Origin of the sequence: Rhodococcus sp. OAS809 (assembly GCF_040546695.1) — a bacterium.
GTDB classification, from domain to species: domain Bacteria; phylum Actinomycetota; class Actinomycetes; order Mycobacteriales; family Mycobacteriaceae; genus Rhodococcus_F; species Rhodococcus_F qingshengii.
In genome coordinates, this window is the sequence record NZ_JBEPOI010000003.1 from 120423 (window position 1) to 143494 (window position 23072).

General features: G+C 61.9%; 26 protein-coding genes. 18 read left to right on the forward strand and 8 right to left on the reverse strand.

Annotated elements, in window-relative coordinates; translation table 11 throughout:
• The 3 genes from ABIE52_RS33300 to ABIE52_RS33310 all read right to left on the reverse strand — a co-directional run bounded on the left by ABIE52_RS33300 (nucleotide 1) and on the right by ABIE52_RS33310 (nucleotide 2579).
• Nucleotides 1–549: a DnaB-like helicase N-terminal domain-containing protein gene (locus ABIE52_RS33300; RefSeq protein ID WP_354541599.1), complete on the reverse strand. Its 549-nt coding sequence runs from the start codon at nucleotides 547–549 to the stop codon at nucleotides 1–3.
• A gap of 155 nt (nucleotides 550–704) precedes the next feature.
• The gene (locus tag ABIE52_RS33305) at nucleotides 705–2081 is read right to left on the reverse strand and encodes a hypothetical protein (protein ID WP_192713229.1); all 1377 of its coding nucleotides are present in this window, start codon (nucleotides 2079–2081) and stop codon (nucleotides 705–707) included.
• A 75-nt stretch (nucleotides 2082–2156) separates the two neighbouring features.
• Nucleotides 2157–2579, reverse strand: a complete 423-nt coding sequence (locus tag ABIE52_RS33310) for a hypothetical protein (RefSeq protein ID WP_192713228.1) — start codon at nucleotides 2577–2579, stop codon at nucleotides 2157–2159.
• 303 nt (nucleotides 2580–2882) lie between these two features.
• Here ABIE52_RS33310 and ABIE52_RS33315 point away from each other — a divergent pair, with 303 nt between their 5' ends.
• From ABIE52_RS33315 to ABIE52_RS33325, 3 genes are all read left to right on the forward strand, one after another.
• Nucleotides 2883–3164, forward strand: a complete 282-nt coding sequence (locus tag ABIE52_RS33315) for a hypothetical protein (RefSeq protein ID WP_192713227.1) — start codon at nucleotides 2883–2885, stop codon at nucleotides 3162–3164.
• 223 nt (nucleotides 3165–3387) lie between these two features.
• Complete coding sequence (locus ABIE52_RS33320; RefSeq protein ID WP_192713226.1) at nucleotides 3388–5352, forward strand: hypothetical protein; 1965 nt, start codon at nucleotides 3388–3390, stop codon at nucleotides 5350–5352.
• Between the two features lie 179 nt (nucleotides 5353–5531).
• Nucleotides 5532–6317 (forward strand): hypothetical protein, encoded by a 786-nt coding sequence (locus ABIE52_RS33325; RefSeq protein WP_192713225.1) that lies wholly within the window; start codon nucleotides 5532–5534, stop codon nucleotides 6315–6317.
• A gap of 58 nt (nucleotides 6318–6375) precedes the next feature.
• Here ABIE52_RS33325 and ABIE52_RS33330 read toward each other — a convergent pair whose 3' ends face one another.
• Entirely contained in the window at nucleotides 6376–6780 is a 405-nt protein-coding gene (locus ABIE52_RS33330) for a ParB family protein (RefSeq protein WP_192713224.1), read from the reverse strand.
• Nucleotides 6777–7739: a ParA family protein gene (locus ABIE52_RS33335; RefSeq protein WP_192713223.1), complete on the reverse strand. Its 963-nt coding sequence runs from the start codon at nucleotides 7737–7739 to the stop codon at nucleotides 6777–6779. The genes ABIE52_RS33330 and ABIE52_RS33335 overlap by 4 nt, the downstream gene beginning before the upstream one ends.
• Before the next feature lie 471 nt (nucleotides 7740–8210).
• Between ABIE52_RS33335 and ABIE52_RS33340 the strand changes: the two genes are divergently transcribed.
• The 11 genes from ABIE52_RS33340 to ABIE52_RS33390 all read left to right on the forward strand — a co-directional run bounded on the left by ABIE52_RS33340 (nucleotide 8211) and on the right by ABIE52_RS33390 (nucleotide 14809).
• Complete coding sequence (locus tag ABIE52_RS33340; protein ID WP_192713222.1) at nucleotides 8211–8648, forward strand: AAA family ATPase; 438 nt, start codon at nucleotides 8211–8213, stop codon at nucleotides 8646–8648.
• An 18-nt stretch (nucleotides 8649–8666) separates the two neighbouring features.
• Nucleotides 8667–9419, forward strand: coding sequence for a hypothetical protein (locus tag ABIE52_RS33345; protein WP_192713221.1), 753 nt, complete (start codon nucleotides 8667–8669; stop codon nucleotides 9417–9419).
• 598 nt (nucleotides 9420–10017) lie between these two features.
• Nucleotides 10018–10311 (forward strand): hypothetical protein, encoded by a 294-nt coding sequence (locus ABIE52_RS33350; protein WP_192713220.1) that lies wholly within the window; start codon nucleotides 10018–10020, stop codon nucleotides 10309–10311.
• A gap of 47 nt (nucleotides 10312–10358) precedes the next feature.
• A complete protein-coding gene (locus tag ABIE52_RS33355; protein WP_192713219.1) occupies nucleotides 10359–10778 on the forward strand; it encodes a hypothetical protein in 420 nt (139 codons plus the stop codon).
• An 85-nt stretch (nucleotides 10779–10863) separates the two neighbouring features.
• A complete protein-coding gene (locus ABIE52_RS33360) occupies nucleotides 10864–11313 on the forward strand; it encodes a hypothetical protein (protein ID WP_192713218.1) in 450 nt (149 codons plus the stop codon).
• 492 nt (nucleotides 11314–11805) lie between these two features.
• Nucleotides 11806–12330: a hypothetical protein gene (locus tag ABIE52_RS33365; RefSeq protein WP_192713217.1), complete on the forward strand. Its 525-nt coding sequence runs from the start codon at nucleotides 11806–11808 to the stop codon at nucleotides 12328–12330.
• Nucleotides 12327–12944, forward strand: coding sequence for an RES family NAD+ phosphorylase (locus ABIE52_RS33370; RefSeq protein WP_192713216.1), 618 nt, complete (start codon nucleotides 12327–12329; stop codon nucleotides 12942–12944). Before ABIE52_RS33365 ends, ABIE52_RS33370 begins: the two co-directional genes overlap by 4 nt.
• Nucleotides 12945–12983: 39 nt before the next feature.
• Nucleotides 12984–13631, forward strand: coding sequence for a Fic family protein (locus ABIE52_RS33375; RefSeq protein ID WP_192713215.1), 648 nt, complete (start codon nucleotides 12984–12986; stop codon nucleotides 13629–13631).
• A 215-nt stretch (nucleotides 13632–13846) separates the two neighbouring features.
• Nucleotides 13847–14206 carry a hypothetical protein gene (locus ABIE52_RS33380; protein WP_192713214.1) on the forward strand — a complete coding sequence of 120 codons (360 nt, stop codon included), beginning with the start codon at nucleotides 13847–13849 and terminating at the stop codon, nucleotides 14204–14206.
• A 44-nt stretch (nucleotides 14207–14250) separates the two neighbouring features.
• Nucleotides 14251–14610: a hypothetical protein gene (locus tag ABIE52_RS33385; protein ID WP_192713213.1), complete on the forward strand. Its 360-nt coding sequence runs from the start codon at nucleotides 14251–14253 to the stop codon at nucleotides 14608–14610.
• A gap of 34 nt (nucleotides 14611–14644) precedes the next feature.
• A complete protein-coding gene (locus tag ABIE52_RS33390) occupies nucleotides 14645–14809 on the forward strand; it encodes a hypothetical protein (RefSeq protein ID WP_020907607.1) in 165 nt (54 codons plus the stop codon).
• A 113-nt stretch (nucleotides 14810–14922) separates the two neighbouring features.
• Here ABIE52_RS33390 and ABIE52_RS33395 read toward each other — a convergent pair whose 3' ends face one another.
• The 3 genes from ABIE52_RS33395 to ABIE52_RS33405 form a co-directional block, all read right to left on the reverse strand.
• A complete protein-coding gene (locus ABIE52_RS33395; protein ID WP_354541600.1) occupies nucleotides 14923–15666 on the reverse strand; it encodes a hypothetical protein in 744 nt (247 codons plus the stop codon).
• 77 nt (nucleotides 15667–15743) lie between these two features.
• Nucleotides 15744–16439 (reverse strand): Imm52 family immunity protein, encoded by a 696-nt coding sequence (locus ABIE52_RS33400; protein ID WP_354541601.1) that lies wholly within the window; start codon nucleotides 16437–16439, stop codon nucleotides 15744–15746.
• Between the two features lie 660 nt (nucleotides 16440–17099).
• Nucleotides 17100–17603 (reverse strand): hypothetical protein, encoded by a 504-nt coding sequence (locus ABIE52_RS33405; protein WP_192713212.1) that lies wholly within the window; start codon nucleotides 17601–17603, stop codon nucleotides 17100–17102.
• A 2474-nt stretch (nucleotides 17604–20077) separates the two neighbouring features.
• Here ABIE52_RS33405 and ABIE52_RS33410 point away from each other — a divergent pair.
• The 4 genes from ABIE52_RS33410 to ABIE52_RS33425 all read left to right on the forward strand — a co-directional run bounded on the left by ABIE52_RS33410 (nucleotide 20078) and on the right by ABIE52_RS33425 (nucleotide 22984).
• The gene (locus ABIE52_RS33410) at nucleotides 20078–20536 is read left to right on the forward strand and encodes a hypothetical protein (RefSeq protein ID WP_192713211.1); all 459 of its coding nucleotides are present in this window, start codon (nucleotides 20078–20080) and stop codon (nucleotides 20534–20536) included.
• A complete protein-coding gene (locus ABIE52_RS33415; RefSeq protein ID WP_192713210.1) occupies nucleotides 20533–21318 on the forward strand; it encodes a hypothetical protein in 786 nt (261 codons plus the stop codon). Before ABIE52_RS33410 ends, ABIE52_RS33415 begins: the two co-directional genes overlap by 4 nt.
• A gap of 51 nt (nucleotides 21319–21369) precedes the next feature.
• Nucleotides 21370–21612 (forward strand): hypothetical protein, encoded by a 243-nt coding sequence (locus tag ABIE52_RS33420; RefSeq protein WP_192713209.1) that lies wholly within the window; start codon nucleotides 21370–21372, stop codon nucleotides 21610–21612.
• Between the two features lie 67 nt (nucleotides 21613–21679).
• Nucleotides 21680–22984 (forward strand): ATP-dependent DNA ligase, encoded by a 1305-nt coding sequence (locus ABIE52_RS33425; protein ID WP_192713208.1) that lies wholly within the window; start codon nucleotides 21680–21682, stop codon nucleotides 22982–22984.
• Nucleotides 22985–23072 lie beyond the last annotated feature (88 nt).

A 23072-nucleotide genomic window follows, 5' to 3' on the forward strand; every position in this document is an offset into this window, starting at 1 on the left:
TCACGAAGATCGACGTCCCCGGATCTCTTTCAGGCGATCCGAAGCGGCGCGGCGTTCCCATCCGATCGCGCACAGATGAGCGTAGAGCTGGTCTTCTGGGAGCTGTTCTGCTGCCTCAACGAGCGATTCGGCAGCAGCACGAAAACCGCGTCGATATGCCTGAGTCAACACGGCAGCGACGTAGTGCTCGAGGGCATCGGAAGGGACACCGATCGTCATCAACTGTGTAAGCGTGGTGACAAGTTGTCTACCTTGGTGCCCGCCGGTTCGCCCGTCACGCTGCAATGTTGTCAGCACATAGGACCCGGTGTGAGGCTCACCTGCAGCAACGAGTGCGGATATCACCTCGAACAATGCAGCGTGAACAGGCTGATAGAAGTCCTCCGCCTTCAGATCGCTCGTCGCGCGCGCGGCTCGCGCAGCCGGCGCCCACAGGAGTGAGCACAGCATCTGCGCTTCGATATCGAGAGTGGCACTGTAGTCCTCCCTATCGGCTGGATCCTCGCCTATATGGGGCTCAGGGGTCTCGTGCTGCACGTTGCGTGTCACAAGCTGTCCTTCGTGTCGAGGTGTTCGGGTAGTTGCTCTCAAGGGCAACAGACACCCTCCGATCGATCGGCAACTCCGCCACCAGCCCCGACTCCTCGACTGAGGAATCGGGGCTGGCTTCTTCACAGCTGCCCCAATCGTGAGGCGTTGCTGAACTACTTCCCTGCGGTCACCTTCGCCCGCGAGGACTTCGTCTCCGCCGGCGGGGCCTCCGCACCGATGTCGGCGGCACGGTTGCGGGCCGCGATGATCAGACCCTCACGGTTCAACATGCGCGAGTAGCTCGAATCCAGGTAGAGCACCGGAGCGGCGTCCTCACCGTTCATCTCTACAACCTTGTCGAGCAGCACCTTGTGCAGTGCTTCACGTAGCGGCCCCGAGCCGCCTCCGTAGACGTAGATCGCCTGCGTAACCGCGCCGACCAGGTCCAACACTCGTGAGAGCTCCATTGCCACTTCGTGGACGAAGAAGTCCGAGGCGACCTCGGTCTCCTCGACGACCCGACCGTGGAACTTGGCCTTGAGCGGGTTGACCTCGAGCTGGAGGAAGTTCGCCAGGTGCTTCCGCCCTGCGAAACCGTGCTGGTCGCCCTTCTCGGTCATTGCCTCGATGGCATTCTCGAGCACAGTGCCGTAGCCGGAAGTCAACGTGCGGGAAGCGTCGGCGTTGAAGCGTCCTCCGGTGAATACCGGGAAGTTGACCGTGCCCTCGCCGACATCCACTCCGATGGTGTCCGTCGCCGCGAGCAAGTGCTTTGCCTCGATACCGTCCAGTGCGACACCACGGCTCCGCACATCCGTGAGCAGTCGTTCCATGAGCGGCTCACCGAAGTAGTTGATCGCGTACTGCGCGCTTGCACCCTCCGGCACGACCAACACACTGTCGAACACGATGTTCACAGAGACCGGGGTGACGAAATTGTTGATGCGCACCTGGTGCACCAGCGGCTCGCCCGAGGTTCCGACGAAGCCGGCCGCGTAACTGTTCCGATGTACCTCGTACTCGCTGATCGGCAGGGCCAGACCGAGCACGGCGCGCACGGTCAGCGACGTAACGGTGCTGTCAGGGTTGTTGGGACTCGGCAGCTGTCCGGTCGCTTCGACATAGTCGCGCAGCGCCTTGGCGGCGAGAATGCCCAGGACCAGGACCTTCGAGAGCGGCTGCTCGGCCTTGGATTTATGGCCGACCAGGTCGAACGCATCAACGCTCGACGCCTTGGTTGCGAGTGCTCGCCTCCCGATCACGCGGCGGTAGGTGTCCGGCACCAGATTCGAGCTGAACAGCAGGTCAGCGTTGTCGAACCACTCGTCGCCGGCGAGCACTTGCGGTGCTTCCGCATCCGGCGTCTGAAGTAGATTCGGCCGGATGAGTGTCGCGGCAACGCTCGGCATATCGATCATGCTGACGGGCACGGCGTCGCTACGGGTCTTGGGGTCAAGGCTGCGGTCTTCCACCACGCCCTTGACGTAACCGTTGCCGATGTCGAGACCGGCGGTGTATTCGAAGATTCCCGCCTGGGGGTTGCTGCTCATCGTGTGTTTCCGTCTCTCTGTGAGGGTCCGATCCGGTGCAGCTGCCGCCGCGGCCGGAATGAGGAACTGTCGCTACTACTGCCGGAACATGTCGTGGATGTCATCGCTCGGCGCGGGTTTCGGCGCCGGCTTAACAGGTTCCGGTTCTGGTTCCGGTACAGAAACCGGCGCTGAGATCTCCTCATCGACCGGCTCTGAAATCTGCGCCTGGGGCGCGGGAGCAGCTACCGGCGAGTTGCCGGAGGCCGCGATCGGGGTTGTTGAAGGGCCGCCCTTCAAGGTCGTCGCGGTCAGCGATCCCATAGTTTGTTCCAGCACATTCACCGGGCCAAACTCGTTGACCCACATTCGGATCAACATGACGATCGCCTGCGACTGAAATCTCACCCCCTGCGCTGCGAGAAACGCGTCGACATCGGGATCGTCGACGGGCATCTGAAGCCGCAACGGGTATTTCTTCGGTGGCGCTTGTTCGTGCGCGCCATTCTTCCGGCTCATATCGGCACCTGTCCTCTCTCTGCACCGTCACAGTCATACGGTCACTCAAGGGACACGATAACTGATTCAGAGCCGCATACTTGGCTTCCGACACACCTTTGAGCCGCCGTACAAGAGCCACTATAACTGTCTGACAGTTATATAGCCATTTATTTGTACGTACTGCGGCAACAGGGTCAGGAGCAGAGGTCAACGTGGCCGTCGGTGCCCGCTTGTGACCGCATTCACAGCCTCTGGACCCGAAAAAACGCCATTTATGCGCCCTGCGTGTCGCTGCGACACGGCCCTCGATCGTCCTGCACTATGAATCTCGACAAAGTTGTGACAACTTTGTCGAAACAGGACGAAATGGCTGAAAGGAGTTCACTCATGGGCATGGCAAGCAAAGGGCCGCGCACAGTAGTTACCTCTCGCGTCCCCAATGACCTGTACGAAATTCTGGAGGCCAGGCGTGAAGAAGCCGGCGTTCACTCTGTCAGTCAGTTCGTCTCGTATGTGCTGGCGGATTATGTCGGCCGCACCGATTTGATCCTCGAAGTCGATCAGAAGGCCTTGCCGAAGGAGGGGGTCGTGCCAGCCGCCTGATACCAACTGGTCTGGTATTTATGTTTCACTCAGTACCAGTTACCTATACATCCAGCAACACCTCCTGAGCTCGACAAAGAAAAAACCCCCGAACCTGCGGCAAACAGGAACGAGGGTTTGTATCGAGTTTTAGGTGAGAGCCAAGCGACCAACTTGATTCTCGATGTTGCTTACCCCCGAAGGGATTGTCTTGACGGACAAGCCCAGGGTACATCGTGCCCTGATGAAGATTCAACAACCAGTTTTTTCGCGTGTCGAACAGCCGGCACCGGACGCTGACTCTCCGCTGCCCAGGTGGAATGAGCTCTACAACCTGATCGTCGACTTCAGTGTTCCCGGCCGAGCTTTGACCAAGGCCACCGACGGCACGGATGCCGCACAATCACTGAAACCTGGCAACCCGATCGCACTCATCGCCGAAGCCGAGGTGCTCGGCGGGGGTGTCGCCGCCCATGCTGTGGTCGCTCGCATCCGACCTGACCTTCTGACGGTCGACCTTGATGGTTGCGCTGACGTCATCCAGTCCGCCGTATTGGATGCCGCTGAGATCGTGAACGCACCGCTCGTCCACCTGGCCGCTTCCGGATCACCTGATTCGGTCCACATCGTGTTCGCGCCGCCTACACCGTGGGCGCGAATCCACCTGAACAGCCAGATCGATGAGATTCGTACGTGGGCCGGATACGACGCTAATGCTGTCGATGTCCTCACCCCTGCTCGCTACCTGCGCTTGCCAGGATCGGCGTCACTTAAACCCGCCGGTGATTTCTGCCGGCCGATCGACGTCGATGGCACGCCCCTATCCGCCACTGCTGCCGCCGCCCGAGCCCGCACGGCTATCGAGAGCATCACCGAAACCCACCACGTCGTCGGTCATGCATTACCGGCTGCTCGCCAAAAGCGCCCGCAGGAAACGAATACGGGAAGTGAAGCCCGTATCGTCCGGACATCTTCTGAAGACGCACTACCTGATGTGATCACCGACTTAGCGCCGCGTGCTTGGCGCCGTCGAAGGCGGTTCAGCGCTACCGACTGGCGTCTGTTCATGAGCCGCCCGGCGGTCGGTAGCCGCTCAGACCGGGCCACTGAAGCCGCATGGAAACTGTGGCAGTCAGGCATCCGCGACTGGTCGATGGCTGGCTGGTACTACCGCAATTGCTCGGTCTTCGAAAAGTTCGCTATCCGGGACGGCAGGACCCCCGACAGTAGTCGGGCGCATTGGGAATCCATCGCCACCCGGGCACGTGCGCACCGCCCACCACTGAGCGGTGCCGAGCACGCGATTATCGACCGCGTCCGTGAACAGCTTTGCACCTGGACTGACCGTCCTGCCCAGGCGATCGCGATGCTGGCGATCCTTGAGCATCGCTTCACCGATGGCCACGGTCTGGCTGACCGCCCTATCGCCGTCCGGGATCTCATGTCATGGCTCAATCTCGCCTCGATCGGTACAGCCAAGCGCCTCCTCGACAGTCTCGTCGAACAAAAGGCTCTCGTTGCCTCCACCCCGTACGCACAGACTGCCCCCCGAGAAGCCTCTCGGTACTCGCTTGTCGACCCGGAGGGTGGTTTATCCCGGTCATATTCAGAACATGACGTCACAATTCCTGCAGGAACCCCCCACCCACTAACACCCACTCACGGCCAGCCGCTCTCCCCCCTCTGGGGGCTACTCGGCGCCGACTGCTGGCGGGTCTACTCGCACCTTGCGTCAACCTCTACCCCCACGGCGTCCGCGGCTCTAGCCTCCGAAGTTGATCTGCCGGTGGGTACCCGCCGTTACGGATGTCTACGTCTGCTTACCGCTCTGGTCGATGCGAAGCTGGTTGAGCGGGTCGGTTCAGGGCGCCAAACAAAATGGGTGGCTCTCGCAGGTGACGCTGTCCGACGGGCAGAAGAGGCCACTGGTGCACTGGTGCGACTGAAGGCGCTGCGGACTCGGATCAATGCTGAAAGAGCTGCTTGGCACGCTGAGACCCGTACGGAGCACCGCAGGGCTCAGCGCGTGCTGCGCCGGATCCTTGACGGCCTGCGCGAACGCTCGCAGAAACGACAACTCGAACTTGAATTCGAGGTTGACGAGGGGTTCTCAGCTGCGAGTGTCGCAACAGCTCGTCCGACCGTCCGAACGAAGCGGGGGCGACAGATGCGCCCGCCGGGACGTCCATCAGGCCGGGGAAGTCCCTAGATGAGCGCGACTACTGCGTGATCACATCTTCTTCGCCGCAGTCTGGACTCAAGCAGCTCATGACAGTCTGGTGACAACGACTCCCCGGTGATGAAGTGATTGCGCCCTGTCCGTTGAGAATTGGGGGGGCCAACATCGATAACCGCAGCTCAAGATACGGAATCACGAAAGGAATCCCTATGGAAACGAATGAACGCACGCACATAACGATCATCGGCTGGCCAACTCCGAACGGAGAACCGGCCTTCACGCTAACGGGGTATCCAAACCCAGACCAGGAGGTGACTGCGCTGGCGGCATTTACTGCCGCCATCTGGCGGTCTTCTCCCGATGAAGTGATCGGCGCAGTGCTCTGGGACACCGAGTTCGATCAAAGTAGGTTCCACGAGGCCGCCGACAGCTCCTTGATCGTTGAAGATTCCGACGATTGGCTGACGCAGAATCCAGCGGCTGTTGTGTCAGCCCGTGAACGTCTAATGGAGACGGTCACCAAATACCTCTTCGGACCGAACCCGGCGCGGGTTGATGGTTACTTGAACACTGGACAATTCGTGTCGGTATTCAACGATTCGGCGGCCCCGGTCGACGAGCACAATGACGAGTACCAAGCGGTAGCTGGCCTTGCGGAGCTCCCAGAGCTGAGTCCGTACAGTGACTTCGCCCCAGACCCCGAAGAAACCACAAACGAAGCTGCTCTACCCGAGCTGCCTGAGTACGACCGGGTCGTTGACAACAAAAGCCTGGTTTGGGAGGTCAACTCAGCCATTCCCACTACCGTCGAAGCTGACCTGCAGCATTCCGGGAATTCGGGGCATGGGGCCGTGCGTATTCATAAGTTCGGTAAAGACTCTGAACTATTCGTCGACGACCTCCAGCTCGGGGAGGTTGAGGCTATGGCGGTAGCCATGATTGCGGCAGTGCGCGAGATTCGCTCAATCCGCGGACTCCGCCAGCTGTCGGACTAAGTGCATCTAGGTCATCCCAGTTGCAGGTTCGTGCGCGCCCCTGGCGGTAGTCAGCCCCTCATGATCCAGACAGCGGCCGACCAGGCGAGAACGGAGCGTCGACTCCGTCGAAGTCCTCTCCCCCGTTGTGCAGTTCCGCCCGGCGCAGCATTTCGCCTGCAACAGCCTTTTCGACGAAGTGCGACCAATTGCGATCAGATTCCGCTGTTCGTGTGGCGTTGAAGGCAAGCCGAGCCTGCGTGTACACCTCCGGCGAGATGTAGACCGTCACCGCCTTGTTGGCCGGCTTCGGCTCTCCAGGTGTGACGGGCTGCTCGTCTTGCTGCGGTGGCACCGGCGTAACCACCCTGTTCTTCGCCCGCATGGCCGACAGGTCACCGGTCACCGGGCGCGCGACTGGGGTGGCGGCACCACTATTGGAGACACGCTGCAGTCCACCGACGCTGCGTCGATGTTCGCTCATGATGAGACCTCCTGGGCCAGTGCTGCTGTCCCTTCGGTTTCTGCTTCGGTGATGCGGCGAATGAGTTCTTCGGTAACACCCACGAGATCGTCTGCGACGGATGTGGAGGACTGCGGCGCAAGGGTTTGCGCCTGAGCCTCCCCTCGAAGCACCTCGTACCACTTGGGGCCGTTGCGCACGACCTCATCGAGTTCGTGCGCGAGGAGTCCCCGTTCGCGCGTGGCCAGGGCCGTAGCTTCGGAATGCCTCACGGTTCGCTCGAAAGTGACATCGAGGCTGCCGCCGAATGCCTGAGCGATCGCACTGCGAGCTTGCTGCTGAATCTTCGTGGCCGACTTGCCGATTCCGGTGAGTACCACACCGAGAAGATCCAAGTCGGGATTGTCGGAGAGAACAGCGTTGAGTCTGTTCATGACGCCGGCCATGCCTTTTCGGCTGGACGCATCGCTCTTGACCGGGATCAGCAGCCAACGAGCGGCCGCCGCCGCCGCGGTCTGCAACGATTCGTCGCCGGGCGGGCAATCCAGGAGGATCATGTCGTACTGGTGTGCAATCGGCGCTAAGGCTATCGCGAGAGCGAGCTTCGCCCCTGCTGGATCTTTCGCCATTCTCGCGGTGAGGGCGGCCGTGGCTGCCTCGAGATGGGCGCCACCCGGCGCAACGTCGAGATTCGGACGAATGTCACGGATTGGTTCGAGTGGGGCTCCGAATGCGAGTGCTTGGGCGAGGTTTTGACCCTCGTCATCGGAGTCGGTGTTGGTGTATCCGAGATCCTCGGCGACGTTGCCCTGTGGGTCGAGGTCGACGAGCAGGACTCTGTAATCAGAGGCTGCCAAGAGACCTGCGATGTTGGAAGCCAGCGTTGTCTTGAACACTCCCCCCTTTGAGTTGATGAGCGCGACGACTCGTCGCAGCGCTTCCGAATTGCGTTTCGGAGGCACTTTCTCCCTTGTGGCCATTGCTTCTCCCTCCGTCGAGCTGTGTGCGAGTGGGCCGTTTTTGCAAGTAATGCTTGTATTGCTGGCTATGCCTTCAAGGCTTGTATAGCCAGCGGTGGTGACAATACTCCGAATCCTTGCAATACAAGCATTACTTGTACTGGCGTTTCCTTGATGGACCCTGTTAATGCTTGTAATCCTGGTATTGCTTTTGTGCAGTTCAGAGGCTTTTATGCCCTGCACCTTCCTTTGGCAAGCAATGCTTGTAAACCTTGTATTTTTCGTTCGAGACTAGACGGCAAAATGAGCACAAGGGTCCCAAGGAGCCAGCAACGCCAGCAATGCAAGTAAAAAAAGGATTGCTGGTATTGCTGGCAAGCAGCTCAGCTGCAGGTGATGTCTCTCGTCGGAGAGTTGGCACAGCCAACAGCGGATGAACCACGATCGCTGCAGTAAAACCTGCCGCCGACACCGACGAGGAGCTAAACGCTGATGCTGAAGATCACGACCGGACTACCCGGCGCAGGAAAGACCACCTACGCACAGGCCTGGGTCGCGGAGGACCCTCACAGTCGCTGCCGCGTCAACCGTGACGACCTACGCGCCATGTTGTTCAACTCCCACGGCAAGCTCGGTCCCGAGCAAGAGGACGCAGTCTCGGCCGCCGAACTGACCAGCATCGCGATCCTTCTGGGCAACGGGATGGACGTCATCGTCGACGCCACCCATTTGACCGAGCGCAGTCGTGCGAAGTGGGCCGACTTGGCCGCATCCATGGGTACCGATTTCGTCGTCCACGAGGTCGATACGCCCCTTGCCGAGTGCATCCGCCGTGACACAGCGCGCGGTGCGCAAGGTGGTCGTTGCGTCGGAGCAGCTGTGATCACCCAACTCGACGCGAACCGGCGCACGGTTGCGCTCGCCAGCTGACAGAACAGGAAGCCTGACATGACAAGCAGAGAAATGCCCGCTGAACTGGTCAATCTCATGAAGTTGGCGCTTGCCGGCGGGAACATCGACGAGGTCAGCTTGGGTTTCGAGGGCCTCGGCTACGACTTCTACGCACCCATCGGCTGGTTCCTGTTTTTGACGAAGGTGTCTCCGGAGTTGCGTGTTCGCGTAGGGGAGACCCCTCATGCCGGCGACGTAAAAGGTCTAGAGCCGGAAATGCTCCGGATCAGCGCCCACGTCAGCGACCCGGAGCCCACTGCGTATTTGGGCACTGATCCCCAGAGCGGTGAAGCGCAGTACTGGGACGCAGCCGCCATCGCACAATGGATCGAGACTCCTCGCGACGTTGGCACAGTCGGTGCGCCAGTGGCCGCGCCAGATGAGCACATTGACCTTGCCATCTCGGCAGCAAAGCTCGGTTGGTGCGTGACCCGGCAGCTCAGTAGATATGGGCACAGCCCAGATCCTTCCCTGGTGAACCGTCCGATCCCCGCCTCGGTGAGTTACCGGTTCACGGCCGACAACTACGCCTACAACGACGAGACCAGCGCACATCATCGCGATACCGGTGCCGATGTGTCACTGAATCTGGTGCTGGGCACCGATGAGCAGGCTGCGACCTGGGGCTACGCCCTGCAAAACGCCCAGCGCGTCGACCCGATACAGATCACTGCGGCGGTGGCCCAGGTCCCACCGTGGTACGCCCGGGTGGCGAGATTCGATGAAGATCTCGACGAGTGGGTGCTGTGACTTGAGAAAGCTGACCGTATCCGCGGTGGGGGAGACGGCGCGATGAGCCGTCACCATCGATTCGCTCATCTCGGGACCGACACAGCCGCGTCTCTCTTTCGGAGCCTTGCAGATCAGACAGAGGCGGGTGGCCACGGCGTCAGGATTCTCGCCTGGCGCCGATTTGCCATCATCCTCAAAACCGACAACCCGCCGGATGGTTCAGCGGCTGTTGATTTCACAGCTACAGCGGAAGATCTGGAGTGACAGTTATATCGTCTTTTGTGAGACGGTACAGCGACGGTGCACAAATATACCGCCGCTAAATGCGCACTACTGCGGCTATACAGTGGCGTCCCACTCTCGTACTTTGGCGGAAGTGTCACGGCTTCCGTCTCTAAAGAGCCACGTATACAGATATAGCGGCTCTAAGGAGGCAGTACATCTGTCTCCGATCTCTGAGCTGGCTGTCCACTGTTGCTGCACAACCCGCACCTGCCCTCGCGACAGGTGCGGGTTTTCTCGTTCGCGACTGCAGTCCGCCGCGGCACTGGCGCAGCCAGTGCCGGAATGACGACTGAACCTCAACCCGACACATCGACTTCCCCTGGAGGCACCCATGACCAACGAGCCGCACACGAGCCTGACCGGCATTGACGACAACGAGCTGCCCCCACACCACGGGAAGAACCCCATGGGTAATCCGGTCTGGGTGCTCGATCGCGACTCAGCTCGCCCCACCATCGTGGAAGCCGACCTCGCGGCCAGTGCCGGATCGAAGACGGGAGCCGTGCGGATTCACCAGCTGTTCGGGGCAGACCTCGATTCCGGAGTGCCTCACGACGTCGACGAGATCGAGACGCTGGGTCTGGCTCTTGTTGCCGCCGCACGCGCAGCGCGTGGCGGCAAGTGACCGAGGAACTCGCGGCAACCCCACAACACTCACCATTGGAGCCACGCATGAAACTCACCATCCAGCCGATGTTCCCAGGTCAGCGGCGCAACAGTCCTCGCCACGACACCATGTGTTCAGACCTTGCGGGACTCACAGCTCTGCCGCCAGCCCTGTTTGTCGCCGACGAAGCCGGCCTCACCGTCAGCTCGTCAGACGGATGGACAAGCTCTGTACGCGCCCTGATCGGCGTGGGCGCTGACGACGAGTTCAGCAGTGCAATCACGCTCATCTGCACCATGCCGGAGATCGGAACCATCGTGATCCCTCACGAAGTCGACCTCAGTGGCTCCGTCAACGACGTCATGAACGGGTGCGCCATCCGCCTCGCTGTCGCCCTCGTGGAGGGGCGAAGCGACCCAGACGTGTGGAGCCAGCTGACGATCCTCGACTACCACGGCAACGTGCTCGCCGAGACCCCCTTCTGAAATCGGGCGTGACCGGCGCAGTTGGCGGAACCGACCTCGAGCGAGATTCAAGCAATCACGCACCCGTGAACATCAGGAGACACCTTTGAGTAGCGCAACTTATTCGACCGCGCAGTTCCAACTCCCGCTCAGAACGACAGGTCGAGCCCTCAGCCAGCTGGCGTCAGAGCTCGTCGCCCTGTTCGAGGGCGCGGTCCCTCCGCACCCGCAACCGGGCCCAGAGGGATCAATCCTCACCCTCTGCCTCGCCATCAAACAATCGCTAGGCCTCGGTGACGACGGTTGCATCGAAGCCGAGCACCAGGGTGACACCTTCAACATCAACGCCAGCGGGGAAGGTCGACACAACAGGCTTCTCGAAACAATTACGATCCTCGCGGCCCATGACGTCACAGGTGAGGTGTGTTTCGAAGACACGGACCTCGTTCACACGGCCAGCATGAGGTATCGCCTCGCGGACGGGATTGTTCACATCGGTCGCGGCAACCTCGTGTACGTCGAGGATCCAGCTGAAACCGAGAGCCCCGTCAGCTGACCCACCCGGGAACGCCCCAGAGCCCGCATCTGCCCCAGGCAGGTGCGGGCTCTTCGTTTTTTGCTCTTCCGCGCAGCACCTTATCGGTGGTCGGCGAAGCCGACTGCGGAGAATCTGCGACCTCACCGACACACACAGGGCGGACACATGGACACCGATCACGACTACACACCTGGCGACAACCACGGGGCAGCCTCGACGCACTACGCAGGTCCATTTTGTAGCTGCAGTGACTACTCCTGCCCGGCCAGCAATGACCCCACCGCTCCTTGTATCAACGAGGATCGGTCACCGGTCAACGACACCTGGTGCCGATGCGGCATCAACGGCTGCGCCGCCCACCACACCAACCATCCGTGCACCTACCCACCCGAACACCCCGTCCACCACTGATGGGCATGGTCGGGGCTTGAACAACACGTCCGTGCGTTGACACAGTTGACGCAAACGCGGACACTGGGGTTGACGCAGTTGACTGTATTGGAGGATCTGATGAACACCCTCGCCGAGCAGGAACGCAAGCTACTCGACCTGCTGACCAACTCCGTCCACCGGACGTTCGCCGACGCACGCGCAGCCGGCGTCCCCGCCGAGGTCTTCGACGACGTCGAATCAATCGCGCGTTCGATGGCCGCTGCACTACCCACCACTCACGTCTACGACCTCCTGGTCGGCCCGTTCTACGACACCACAGGCCTGACACAGTGGCGGAATATGAGCCGCCAGGGCATCAACAAGGCAGTCGCCGCCGGCAGCCTGATCGCCTGCCGCCTCGACGGCGGGCAGTGGGTCTATCCCACCTGGCAGTTCACCGACTCGGGCAGCGTCCACCAGCACCTGATCACCCTGTGGACGACCCTGCGTGGTGCCGCCGACCCATGGACCTGCGCGATCTGGCTTCGCAGCCCACAATCTGAACTCGGCGATCGCAGTGCAGTCGACTGGATCACCGACGGCTATCCCATCGATACAGCCCTCGAGCTGGCCCGCGCCGACGCCCAGCGGTGGGCAGCGTGAGCCGTGACGATGTCGCGCTCGGCCCTCCGTCCCGCCCGCTGCACGGGTTCCCCAGCTGCGAACTCACCTCGGCGCAGTCACTGCACCGCGGGCACCGCACCGGAAACGGTCCGTGGTGGTTCTCCTCGAGTGGGGGAGGGCGGTTCGATCTGAACCCGCCGCGTGGAACCTGCTACCTCGGGTTCGACGAGCTCACCGCCATCCGTGAAACCGTCGGCGAAGCACTGGCGAAAACCGGTGTGATCAGCGAGGACTTCGCAACCGAACGCCAACTCTCCACCCTGACTGTCCCGGACGATCATCAACTGGCCGACACCTGCACGGACGAGGCCGCGGATTTCGGTCTGACCCGAGAACTCGCATCCATGACCCCCTACGCGGTCCCTCAAGAGTGGGCAGCAGCGTTCGACGCCCACTTCGCCGGCATTCGCTATCAGACCCGGTTCACCACCGGGCCGAACCCCAACGCGGTTGGCTTGTTCGGGGACGCCGGGGAGGCCTCCTGGCCGATCGACCCAAACCCCGAGCCCTTCGTCGCCGCTGCTCGACGCTGCGGCTTCATCGTCGCCAGCCCGCCACGGGCAGTGCGCATCGTTCCACCACCCGTGGCCTGAAACGCCCGCGACCACCCACTACAGAAAAGGAGAACTCTGTTGTCCGCGATCAACATCACCGACCTGGCCGGCGCCGTCTACTCCTCGGGAAGGGTGTTCGACGGCCTCGCCACAGGTCGACTCGACACCGAGAACTTCCTGCGATCGGGAAGCCTTGCCGGAGTCTCCTCGCGCTCCGACCTTGCGCTGCTCGAAGACCTCCGAGACGTCGCACAGTTCATCATCGATCACCACGATCAGCCGATCGACGCCACCTACGTCCGCGCCGTCAACGCTCAGATCACGCGAAGCGGCGCACTGCACCCCGGTCAGCTTCGCACCGACGACCAGCAGATCGGAGTCCACACCCGACACGGGCGGCACACACCTCCCGCATTGACCGAGGGCGGCCTACAACAGCTCATAGCCTCGTTGACCTGCGAGGATGTGACCGAACACGCGCTGGATTTGTTCGTCGAGCTCGCCAAAGCTCAACCCTTCGAGGACGGGAACAAGCGCACAGCGTTGTTCGTGGCGAACAGCCTGCTCATCGGCGGCGGCCGGATGCTCGTCGTTCCCGTCGACGAGAACGATCCGCAGCTCTCGGACACCTTCAACGATCTGCTCGCCAAGGCGTACCTCCGTGACGAGCACGCCGCGGTCAAAGATCTGCTGCGCGAACACGGCCTCATCGACCTACCGCGCTGAGTAGGGTAAATCCCGTCAGACTGCGCACAGCTGACCAGCACCACAGAACCCGCACTCTGCCTCCATGGCAGGTGCGGGTTCTCTGTTTTCACGTGACAGCTCTCAGTCGACCAGACCGCATCGAGGCAGTTGGCAAAGCCAACTTCGGAACAACTGCGAACCAACCAGGTATCCCGACCGTCCGAGACTGGCACGCATCGAGCAGGAGAAACACCATGACTGTCACCACCATCGAACGCGCAGAAATCACCCTGCTGGTCCTCCCCGCAGAGCCGGGCCCGCGCGTCAGCCTGCTGCACGCATACCCGATTGATCTCGGACAGTCTGCCGACGAGATCGGCGCCGAGCTCGACGCGGTGGCTCAGCTGGAAGGGGCCACACGCGATCAGCTGGTCGTCGCTGGTCTGGAGTTCGCGGATCCCGACCAACACAACACCAATGTCACCTTGAGCAGCGCCGACCTCGACGGGATCGCATGGGTGCTCGGCGACGGCGGACTGACGCTCAACAGCGCCAAGGGCGTGCTCGGAGTCCTGGAGCATCTCGCCTCGGTCGAGGTGCCCGTCTACGCCTGAGCGCGCCCTGAAACCCACACATCACTCTGACCAGGAGAAATAAGATGGCATCCTCTGCGGTTATCAGTATCGTTGCCCACACTGACCAGGGACTGCGCTTGATCCCAGGTCTGACCACACCCTCGTCGAGGGTCTACCGAGACGCTCTCCGCGAAGCCTTCACCCCGGCTGGCTCCGATCCGGCGATCGCTGAAGCCTTCGACCTGGCCGCCAACTCGGAGGAGGGGTTCCCCATCCCGCTGGCGGCGATCTTCGCTCCCACAAGTCCCGGAGTGGCGACCGACCAGATCGCCCACGAGCTCCCTGACCTGCACACAGACATCTCCGAGATGCTCGTAACCCTCGAACAGCTCACCACCGACAGACCAATGGACGACATCACGTTGTTCGTCTCGTACGAATAGACCACCTGCCCGCACAACCAGAAGGGAGCCGGCCATGGCCACCAAGAAGAGGACTGATGCAACCGCACCGGCCTCCCCGGAACAGTTGCGGGCCCGCCTCGAGCTGCGTCGGTCGTCGGCCGCGTCCAAGCATGTACCCGCCCCGCGCAAGGGCACACGCCGCAAGCAGCGTGCCCGCGCCATCGCGGCAGGATGGTAGAGGCAGAGAAGCGCCAGTCCCCGAAGACCCAATCGACCACGAACCCGCATCTGCCTCCATGGCAGATGCGGGTTCTTCGTTTTTGCTCCGACCGACTGAGGCCACCGCAGTGGTCACAGTCGCCGAAAACCTTTGGGGATATGGATGTCCGGTCGTTCGGTCGGCAGTCCAGCTGCTGCCCGAATGCTCCGGATGTCCTCAGCGGCCAACGGCGTGGACAGATTCTTCTGGATGACGATTGTGCCGTCCTGGTAGGGAAATGCCTCCACGCTGGGCGGGAGCTGCGTTTCCTTGATCGGCAATTCAGGAGCGAAGTAGGTGCAACTGCCCACGATCGCGTCACCCGGCACGTTGTACTGAGGCGATGATTCGGTTCGGCGGTAGAGCACGGTGACGCGAGAGTCCCAGATGTCGGTCAGCCCTTGGACCAGCTTCAACGACAGCGAAATCAGTGATTCGTCGGCAAAGGCACATACGAATGCGCCGGCCCCCGAGGTGCCCCCAAAACTGATAACGACTCTGACGTCGCCGGCATCCGAATACAGGGTCATGTGCCGCGGAAGCGAGAGCGGGTACACACCGTCGGTGGCGTCGGGGGAGCGCCTGCGCTCGACCAATGCAGCTTCGATCGATTCTTCCGTCGGAGGTACGAGGATCTGACGGATATTCGACCCCAAGGCCTGCTCGACCCCGGCACCGTCGGGGAGCGGATCCCCGACGGTTTGGTAAAAGTCGACGTCGAAGACCGGATCCAGCTCTCGAAGGAACTGTAGCGACCGCGCTGCCAGCGCTGCAGTGACCGATTCGGCTTCCGGCGGGTCCTTCCGCCCGATGACATTCACAGTCAATCCAGACATCGGATTGCGGCGTAAAGATGGGGCAGGCACGGTCACTCCCATTCGAATGCGTTCTGATCAACCAACCGGGCCATGCGCTACACCGGGTAACCCAACGCCGCCCGCACCGCCACTATGTCGGCGGCAGCGACGTGCATCGGTTCGTCCCCCAACCGAATCAACGTGCCAGCGGGCAGTTCCTCGATCGCCGCAGATCGGGGGAGTTTGCTGCGATCGAGTGTGATTCCGGAATGAAAGTACGTTTCCCATCCCACCTGGATCTGACCTCTCACTCGCGGTTGCAGATCGAGGTAGTCGCCGATGCTCCACCGAGCTCGATCCGGTTCCCAATGCTTGACGATCACTTTCATGATCGCTTCTCCAATATCCGGTTCGAGCAGGTGTCGGAGGTTGTCGGTGAGCTGCGTCTCCGTCGGCAACGACACCCGAACACTGTTGGGAGCACTGGTTTCGAGTCCGCCGACCCACGCGCCGATCCGCCGCGCGGTCCCGTCTTCCGGTGACAAGTCGACGTCGTAGCCCGGTCCTGGGGTGTCCGAATATCCCATTTCGTTCGAGCGGGAATGCTCGAAGATTCGCACCAACCCGTCCACGCTGAGATCCGCGGGCACCTTGTCGAACTCGGCAGTCGAGACCCACGGCAACGCCAACTCCGGGTTGATCGCTTCCAGGTCGTCGAGGAAAGCCCGCATCGTCTGCGCCACCTCTTGACTCGACTGCACCCGCGTGCCCCAATATCCGCCCACTGTCGGCCGCCGTCCGAAAAAGCTCATCGCCCCACCTTCTCCAACCCTCGAATCTTCATTGTCGCGACGGACACAGCAGACTCTGGCGAGTTCAGCACATCGTTCGGTCATCTCGCAGCGCACGACTGTGTGCCGTTCGGCACCCGAAGAACCCGCACTCTGCCTCCACGGCAGATGCGGGTTCCTCCTTTTCGCTACAGGTCCCGGTCGTCTCAGTGCCGCCGTACAACTGCACAGCAGCCGTCCAGGTGACGCAATTACCGGCTTCTGGCACGCACTTAGAGGCCGTGAAACAGTCATCTATATGGCTACATAGCTGTGCACACGTTCGACCGGGCCGGAACTATGGCCGCACACTCGTCCCTAACGGGACGGTATACCTGGCCAACCGGCTCATAAGTGTCTGTATAACAGTTAAACCGTCTCTAGTCTGCCGGTACTACTGTTCTACTGTCCCTTAACTGCCTCCATAACGGTCAGGCTCCAACCGCTGTGCCAGCATCTGAACGGTCTCCATCACGGCTGGATCAGCGCTGACCGAGCAGTGTTGAGACAGCGCAATGGCCGTACAGCAGCCACTATGACGGCATAACCAGCATCAACCCTGTGACCTGCGCTTTTACTGTGTGCGTGACTGGGTACAGAGAGCCTGCACCCCCCGACCGAGAGGGCCGACATGTTTCTCCGCTAACCCGGAACCGACCCATTCCTTCCCGGAGAACACAATTCGATGACCTGTTTCTTTCTATTCACGTAATTGGTGTCCACTTTCGCCGAAATAACTCCACGAATCACGAAAGCAAACCCGTTCGATTCACTGCTGGGAATGCCACGAAACAAACATTCCGACGTTCGCCGCTTATCGCGGTCAAGACCGGGGCCGAAACGGACCACAAGAGACCGCGTCGGCGCGAAAAGCTCTTTCGGCACACGGTGGCACCAGGTATTCGATTCATCGTTGAGAATGACCTGGTAACCCCGCCGCTTCGCGCCGGGAGCGGCCGCAGAAAAGCGCTGCAGCCGCCACCACCGTGTGCCGAAAGAGCCGAGCCTGTCTCCATTGTCGAGGCCACCGACTGCGCCGGAGTCAGCATCTATCCCTGTTTCCACCGGCTGCGCCGGAGCCTGTGTCCGAGCCTCGCAGGCCGGCACGAAAACCCTGTGCAGGCCCGCAGCCAACGCGTGCCGCATCGGGCCAGTCGAGGCCGGAATCCCCGCCCTCATCGGCCCCTCTGGGGCGGGCTGCGACCCATCCGGCAGCGCCCCCCGAGGGCGGACAACTTACCCCCGCCGAAGACGCACCCTGTGACGTCACGGCCGTTCCCACGGCAGTCCCGCCGCGGTCTCTTCAGCGGCCTCCAGCCGCAACGATCCAGCCCCGATCAGACCGTGTCGCGCCCCGTAACCACAGGCCCGGCGATCCTCGGCCGCAACCAGCCGGCATCGATGCCGGCGACCCGCCTGTATCTGACCCTGGACCCGGATCACCCCGGGGGAAGCGAGTGGCGTCTCGACGCCGGCGAACCAACACCGGCGACACGAACCCTCGGGCGCGAGATCGCGCCCAACCCCAGCCGCCTGCGGCGGCCACACAACCCGGCCTACGGCCCGCTCCAGTGCTGTCTTTTCGTGGGGCCCTCACCGGTGCCAGCTTCTCTGTCATACGCGCTCACGCGCGGGCACCGGACCCACGAAAGGCCAACACCTGCGCGCACGTCGGATCGAGCCCGTACCGACCCGCCTGTGTCTGACCCTGGACCCGGCATGGGTCTACGACCGCCACCCGATTCCGGAGACAGGACAGCCGCAGCGATGCTGCGACCACACGGCGACCCGATGGGGACACGAGCCGCTTCGCGACCCGTGTAAACACTGACGCCACCACAGTGGGACGACGCCTCTCGCTCCGCTCGCCAGGCGCCGCCAACGTTGGCGCAAACCCAGAAACGGGGTTTGCGCCAACGCCGTCAGTGACGCAGCTCATACACCCCACCGGCTCACCGCTCTTAACTGCGGAAACAGCAAAACGATGCCATCCTTGCGACCCCCGTTCCGAAGCCGTCTCACGTATCTGCGACCGGTCGCAAGGATGGAGAATCTAACCTGTTTCCCCAGTACGCCACGGGCGCAACCTCAACTCGCTGACGCTCGTAGTCGGATGCTGTGGCTCGATTCGAAAAGGGCATAAGGAGTCGTGACGCACGGCGGGTTTCGTTCGCTTCGCTCACTACACCCTTGTTTGCCCGGCAGAGCCGGGACGACCTCCTCGGCTGGCGCCTCGTCGCCCTCGCTGGCGCTCGGGTCCTTATCGCCTTCGGATCACTCAGTCCGGTCGCTGCGCGACCTCCCTCGCTCACCTACGGCGCCCCCTTCGGGGTGCCCTGGTCCGCCGCGGCGGAGTGCCCGGAGCGGTGCTCGACGCTGGCGCGCCTGCGGCCCGTTCCGGGTCGGTTACTCGCTCGCTCGCAACCTCGGGTGCCGCTGCGTCCTGTCGGCCTGGTTCGCGCCCCTGGCGCGCTCTGCTGTCACGGTGGGGCCGCGATCAGCCGGCGTCCGCTCGGCTGCTGCGGCTGTGGCGGCCATGCGGCCGTCTGCTGTATCCCCGCCTCGCTCGCTCGCCGGGTGGGTCGGCCGTCCCAGTCCGTGACGGACGATCGGATGCAACGCTGGTCCGATACTTGGAGTATCGGGCTGCCCTCAGCTGGTCTCCATGGTCGAAGTGCTCGCTCCGCTCGGCTTGATGCAAGGCCTGTTGTGGATGCTGCAGCGAAAGGCCGCGTCGCTCCTCAGTCGCTGAAACCGCACCCTTGTGACACCAGCACTCCGACTTGCCCCGTCATGACGTCACCCCTCCCATCGGCCCCCGAAATGGACGGGCGGACCGGCAGTGGATGTCCTCGGTGGCCGGCTCCGGGTCACTCTCGAATCACGGGGAATCGAAGACGTTTGAGACGCTCTCGACGACCGCACCCGGAGGGTGCTGCGGGAGCGCGCGTGTCAACGCATCCGCGGATCCCCAGCTTCCTCTTTCACGGTTGCATTCGGCCGATAAGACAGTCGGTCGGCATTCTGCTCGGAACGCATCTGCGCCCGCGTTGTATCCAGGTGCTCCGACCGTTAGGAATTTCCGCTGCATTAACGTCGGGTCCTTCTCCGTAGCCCCACGCAGAAGGAAAATCGGACATTCTTCGAGATGGCTCTGACGCCTCATGAGGTACGTGCGGGAGTTTTCAGAAAACTCGCTCATGTCTCTTTTTTCGCCAAGTCTTTGCGCATTGTTTTAATGTCCGGTTTCATACTGCAGCTATCGAGTCGACGCTCCATCAATGACGCAGGTGTATAGCTTCCACTGCGTTGAATCCCGCCAGCGGAAGTGTCCTATTCGCTGTCCGAATAAATCGACATGCAGCCAATCGAGGCGAGCGGTGACCCCTTTTTATCGCTGTTGGATGAATAGGTTCCGATTGCCGCTGCCAACTTTATCCATCGGAGCACCCGCAGCATCTGTTTGGCCGCGCGAACGCGGCCCGGGTGGAGTGCTGATTCACCTCGACTCGGTGGAAGCGCCTCCAGTGCCGCCTCGTCCGATCGATCCCGTCCCGCGTCATCAACGGTCACGCCGGCCGTCGCGGCGAAAACCAGAACCCTCCGAAAGGCAACCCACCATGAGCACCCACCTGAGTGTCGTTCTGCATCGAATTCCGTCATTCGTTCCGGGCCCCGACTCCGCCGAGCAGCGTGAACGAAGCACGTATCGGGCCATCATCGACCGCGCGCCTTCCGGCTTGTTGGCGGCCGCGTTAGTTTCCGATCACGACTTCGATGTGGCTCCGTTCGGTATCGACGATGTCGACTTCCATGACGGAGCCTTCGCCCCAGTCGCCGCTTTCATGAATGACCCACGGGCTGTTACCGCTGCCCGCGAGCACTTGTATGCGGTGGTGGATTCACATGTGATCGGCTATCACCGCCACCGCGCAGACATCAGAATTGGGGATACCTGGGCAGCCGTCTACGCCGGCCAGTCGTGCGGTGACGAGCCGTTCGAGGGATTCGGCGGTGTGTGTGCGTTGGCGACGCTCCCGGAGCTGACTATCACCTCGGTTTCCGGAGTCCCCCAGTGAGCCTGCACAGCGAGGTATGCGCCGCGATCTCAGACGGAATGAATCCCGCGGTTGTGAAGTGGGTGACGAAGAACCCGGACCTGACCGGCGGCATGGTCGCCCAAGAACTCGACAAGCGCGCATCCATCGTCACTGCAGTGGACTCGCTGCTTTCGCACCTTCGAGCAGATGTGCGCGACGTCGTAGTCCAACGCATCGAATCGGTGCTGGAGGCGGCTGAGGCTCGCCGCGCGTTCGGGCTGCCCGAAGTCAAGGCCGTCCTCTCCGACTATCAAGCGGCCACCGCTCGTGGTCGGGAGGCCGCGCGGCTCGAGACCGCCGACGACCGTTACGTACCGGCGGCTGTAGTGCGTCGGGTCGACAGGCTCGCTGCCCGGCTACTCCGTTTCGAACACGAACGCGACAGTTTCACCGGCATGGCGCCATCCACGGTGACCGCCGAGATCGACCGCGTCAGTTATCACCTTGCCTACTGGAGGGGAGTACGCGCCGAACAGTTGTCCAACGGCACAACCATGGCCTACAGCCCGGGCGTCGTCGTCGACGGTGATCACGTCCTCCACGGGGGGCAATGGAATCCAGTCGTCAGGGTCAATGCCAAGTCGGTTTCCGTTGTCTCCGTCCTCGACGGCAATCTGACCGACCGCGTCATCTACGCCGAGATCGAAGGTCTGCGTACAGCCGGTGGCGATGTTGTTCGCATTGTCGACGGGGCGCGGGAGATCGACACACACGTCGAACCCGCCTCCAGCTCTCCATCTCGGTTCGAGGTCGCATCGTGACCGAATCCGCCATACCGATTTCTCGTACTTACGAAAGAAAGGACCCGCGCCATGCTGGTCACCATTGAAATCCACGACTCTTACGTCAACGGTGACGAGTTCACACGTACCGAAGCGGTGAACGTAGATCCACCACTTGTCGGTGTCGGCATCGACGATTGGGGCGACAACGCGTTCTTCGGGTTCACCGGGCAAGGCGGTCAGTACATCGACATCGACAGCACTCACGAGGTCAAAGTTCTCGAGTGCGTCGAGCAGCCTGATCTCGTCGGCAAGACCTTCCCCTATGGCTGAGCCCGGGCTCAGCACGCAGACTCCGGACCTGCTCACTACTTCCCGCTCACACACAGGAATCCCCACCATGACTCAGATTCACATCGCCGAAGCCCAGTTCGTCGACCCGCGCGCAGGCAACGACAAGTTCTATCGAACCTTCGTCATTGGCTCCCGCTGGGTAACTCAGTACGGGCGCAACGAGACTGTCGGTACGTTCAGCAAGATCGTCGAGGCAGCTTCCGAAGAGGCTGCGGCCGCTGCAGCTGCCGCCAAGTTCACGTCGAAAGTGAAGAAGGGCTATATCCCCTCGCGGAACGGGTCGCTGATCTTCGACAGCACCATCGAGGCAGGAAGTCTCACTCTTCTCGACGAATTGGTATCTCAGCTGCCTGCACCGGGTGCAGTAGGTACATCGGTGGTAGCCGCCGACCCCATCGCGGCCGTCGATCTTGGCCCTGAAGTCTTGAGCGACCTGACGCACCTTGTGGATGACGCACTGTCCTCCGCAGGTGTGACGCCCACGGAAAAGTCCGCGCCGCTTTCGTCGCTGCCTCTTCGTCCAATGTTGGTCGCAGTGCTGCCGGTCAACGACATCGACGCTGTCATGAACTCCGACAACTGGGTCACGCAGTTCAAGTACGACGGTGACCGCGTCCTTGTCGAGGTCACCGACGGCGAAATCCGTGTCCTCAACCGGCAGGGTGAGATGAAGACCCGAAACGTGGGCCGCACGCAGTTACTTCCGTTCACTGCCTTGCATCGCGGTCGGTGGGTGTTCGACGGAGAGATCGTCGGCCGCACGCTCGTCCTGTTCGATCTCGTCAGCGCCGCCTCGGATGCTCATACCTGGGTGACAGACAACGACCCCTTCACTGTTCGTCACGATGCTCTCCAGATCATCGCTGGTGTGCTGGGGGTCGAAGAAGCCGGTCAGGTCACTGCTGGTTCCGTCGTCTTCGCCCCTGTTGCTTCGGGGAAGGAGGCGAAGGCTCAAATGCTCGCCGAGATCGTGATGGAGTCACGCGAGGGCTTGATCGCGCGACAATCCGCCGGCCTCTACGAACAGGGACGCCGTTCACTGGATGTGCTCAAGCACAAGCTGATCAAGGACGTCGACGTCGTGGTCACTGCTCTTCACCCAACGAAAGAATCTGCCACCGTCTCGGTTTACGACGATTTGGGGACTCTCGTCGAGGTCGGTGCGGTATCGGTCCTGGGTAAGGGACCGGTCTGCGTCGGGGAAGTATGGGTGGTGACTTTCCTCTACGTCAGCGACCCGACGCACCCGCGTCTAGTTCAGCCGCGACTGGTGCGCCATCGCACCGACAAGGGCGCTGCGCAGTGCCTTCTCGATCAATTCGCTTCTGCCGGCACCAACCGGATCGTCTGATCTCGCGCGAAGGCCCGCGCGGGTGCAGGCTGCTTCGTCGAACGAGCCGCCGCCCGCGTCCACAGCCCCAGAAGGAAAGTCGTCCTTC

Excerpts from the sequence above, each read along its gene's own strand:
- ABIE52_RS33305 (WP_192713229.1), bottom strand. The coding sequence starts at position 2,081 with ATGAGCAGCAACCCCCAGGCGGGAATCTTCGAATACACCGCCGGTCTC.
- ABIE52_RS33310 (WP_192713228.1), bottom strand. The coding sequence starts at position 2,579 with ATGAGCCGGAAGAATGGCGCGCACGAACAAGCGCCACCGAAGAAATAC.
- ABIE52_RS33315 (WP_192713227.1), top strand. The coding sequence starts at position 2,883 with ATGAATCTCGACAAAGTTGTGACAACTTTGTCGAAACAGGACGAAATG.
- ABIE52_RS33320 (WP_192713226.1), top strand. The coding sequence starts at position 3,388 with ATGAAGATTCAACAACCAGTTTTTTCGCGTGTCGAACAGCCGGCACCG.
- ABIE52_RS33325 (WP_192713225.1), top strand. The coding sequence starts at position 5,532 with ATGGAAACGAATGAACGCACGCACATAACGATCATCGGCTGGCCAACT.
- ABIE52_RS33330 (WP_192713224.1), bottom strand. The coding sequence starts at position 6,780 with ATGAGCGAACATCGACGCAGCGTCGGTGGACTGCAGCGTGTCTCCAAT.
- ABIE52_RS33335 (WP_192713223.1), bottom strand. The coding sequence starts at position 7,739 with ATGGCCACAAGGGAGAAAGTGCCTCCGAAACGCAATTCGGAAGCGCTG.
- ABIE52_RS33340 (WP_192713222.1), top strand. The coding sequence starts at position 8,211 with ATGCTGAAGATCACGACCGGACTACCCGGCGCAGGAAAGACCACCTAC.
- ABIE52_RS33345 (WP_192713221.1), top strand. The coding sequence starts at position 8,667 with ATGACAAGCAGAGAAATGCCCGCTGAACTGGTCAATCTCATGAAGTTG.
- ABIE52_RS33350 (WP_192713220.1), top strand. The coding sequence starts at position 10,018 with ATGACCAACGAGCCGCACACGAGCCTGACCGGCATTGACGACAACGAG.
- ABIE52_RS33355 (WP_192713219.1), top strand. The coding sequence starts at position 10,359 with ATGAAACTCACCATCCAGCCGATGTTCCCAGGTCAGCGGCGCAACAGT.
- ABIE52_RS33365 (WP_192713217.1), top strand. The coding sequence starts at position 11,806 with ATGAACACCCTCGCCGAGCAGGAACGCAAGCTACTCGACCTGCTGACC.
- ABIE52_RS33380 (WP_192713214.1), top strand. The coding sequence starts at position 13,847 with ATGACTGTCACCACCATCGAACGCGCAGAAATCACCCTGCTGGTCCTC.
- ABIE52_RS33385 (WP_192713213.1), top strand. The coding sequence starts at position 14,251 with ATGGCATCCTCTGCGGTTATCAGTATCGTTGCCCACACTGACCAGGGA.
- ABIE52_RS33390 (WP_020907607.1), top strand. The coding sequence starts at position 14,645 with ATGGCCACCAAGAAGAGGACTGATGCAACCGCACCGGCCTCCCCGGAA.
- ABIE52_RS33395 (WP_354541600.1), bottom strand. The coding sequence starts at position 15,666 with ATGTCTGGATTGACTGTGAATGTCATCGGGCGGAAGGACCCGCCGGAA.
- ABIE52_RS33400 (WP_354541601.1), bottom strand. The coding sequence starts at position 16,439 with ATGAGCTTTTTCGGACGGCGGCCGACAGTGGGCGGATATTGGGGCACG.
- ABIE52_RS33405 (WP_192713212.1), bottom strand. The coding sequence starts at position 17,603 with ATGCGGCACGCGTTGGCTGCGGGCCTGCACAGGGTTTTCGTGCCGGCC.
- ABIE52_RS33410 (WP_192713211.1), top strand. The coding sequence starts at position 20,078 with ATGAGCACCCACCTGAGTGTCGTTCTGCATCGAATTCCGTCATTCGTT.
- ABIE52_RS33420 (WP_192713209.1), top strand. The coding sequence starts at position 21,370 with ATGCTGGTCACCATTGAAATCCACGACTCTTACGTCAACGGTGACGAG.
- ABIE52_RS33425 (WP_192713208.1), top strand. The coding sequence starts at position 21,680 with ATGACTCAGATTCACATCGCCGAAGCCCAGTTCGTCGACCCGCGCGCA.